The sequence below is a fragment of the Candidatus Magnetaquicoccus inordinatus genome (genome assembly GCF_004217665.1).
GTDB classification, from domain to species: Bacteria; Pseudomonadota; Magnetococcia; order Magnetococcales; family Magnetaquicoccaceae; genus Magnetaquicoccus; species Magnetaquicoccus inordinatus.
Map to the genome: position 1 here is coordinate 1 of NZ_RXIU01000407.1, position 1,558 is coordinate 1,558.

1 protein-coding gene and 1 pseudogene are annotated in these 1,558 nt (G+C 55.5%); both read left to right on the forward strand.

The window, feature by feature from the left end; translation table 11 throughout:
* The coding region (locus tag EJP87_RS16075; RefSeq protein WP_130472860.1) for an acetoin utilization protein AcuC at nt 1-913 on the forward strand (913 nt) is incomplete at its 5' end.
* Nucleotides 914-946: 33 nt separating this feature from the next.
* Nucleotides 947-1,558, forward strand: a pseudogene (locus tag EJP87_RS16080) (hypothetical protein); the annotation flags it as partial.

A 1,558-nucleotide genomic window follows, 5' to 3' on the forward strand; every position in this document is an offset into this window, starting at 1 on the left:
TGGACATCCTTTTGGGCCGCATCGCATGGGGGTGTTTTGGCAGGAGGCTTGCCGTTTGGGACTGGATAGCCAAGTGGCGCTGCGTCAGCCGGTCATCGCCAGCCGGGAGGAGTTGGAGCGTTTTCATACCCCCTCTTATGTTGCCATGGTGCAAGCCTGTTCGCGGAGTGGCAATGGTTTGCTGGATCATGGTGATACCCCTGCTTTTCCAGGCGTCTATGAAGCGGCGGCTCATGTGGTCGGCTCCGCTCTGCAGGCCATGGAGGAGATCATGTCTGGCCGCTGTCGCCGGGCCTTTATTCCCATCGCCGGATTGCACCATGCCCGTCCCAATATAGCCGGTGGCTTTTGTGTGTTTAACGATGCCGGAGTGGTGGTGCATACCTTGCGCAGCAAATATGGGATTCGCAAAGTGGCCTACGTCGATATCGATGCCCATCATGGCGATGGTGTTTTTTATGCTTTTGAGAACGATCCCGACCTTATTTTTGCCGATCTGCATCAAGATGGACGCACTCTCTATCCAGGTACCGGTTCTGCAGAGGAACGCGGCAAAGGGGATGCAGAAGGCAGCAAGTTGAATATCTCTTTGCCTCCAGGGGCTGGCGATAGCCATTTTGCTCAGGTCTGGCCCCAGGTGGTGGCCTTTCTGCAGCAAAATCAACCGGAATTTATTATTTTACAAGCCGGAACCGACTCCATCGCCGGTGATCCGCTGACCCAATTGCGCCTCTCTCCCACTACCCACTATCTGGTGACCTCTCGTTTGGTGCAACTGGCTGAGTCGTTTGGGCATGGTCGGGTGTTGGCTTTGGGAGGCGGTGGCTATAATGCCAACAACATCGCCAAGGGTTGGTGCGAAGTGCTGCGCGCCCTGGTCGAAACACCGGTTAAACAAACGGTCACTGCGTGATGCGTCGGAGATAACTCTCTGCTCTCAGGAGGAATGATGAATAGCCTTCGGCACAACATCAGCAAACAAGGCTGGAAAATAGTGGGTTTGTGGGTGCTGTTGTGGGGTGCGAGCGCTCCACTGCAGGCAATGCAGGAGCCCGCAGCGCCAACTGCGGAGAGTCAATTGTTGGACTCCCCGGCACGCCTGCCAGCCGAGTTGCCAACTCCTCCCAATTCCACCACTTTGGTCAGCGAACCAGCCTCTTCAGGCAATATGTTGAGCGAAGAGGTGGTCGATACCGTTCCTGTGGCCGATCAGCCCCCTCAAGGTGCGGGCAATGAGATGGCGGAGAGAGAGGAGGGTGACAAAGCGAACAGCTCTCTTGTCTCCGGTAATGAGGGAAATGGCGTTGTCGTCTTGACAGAGCAGCCCATCGCCAGTGACTCTGTGCCTGTATTGAAAGAAACAACCGCCAACGATTCACTATCTTCTGACAAGGAAGAGAGTAGCAGTTCTGCGTTAACCACCCCTTCTGCAGAAGAAAAATCGTCAAAGGAGATGCCCTCGGCGTTGTTGCTGGAGATGCCTCACAGTCAACCGGCGCCCAGTTCGGCAGCCAGCGGTAGCGAAAAAAGAGAGGAAGCTGTCTCGGCAATAGCGGTT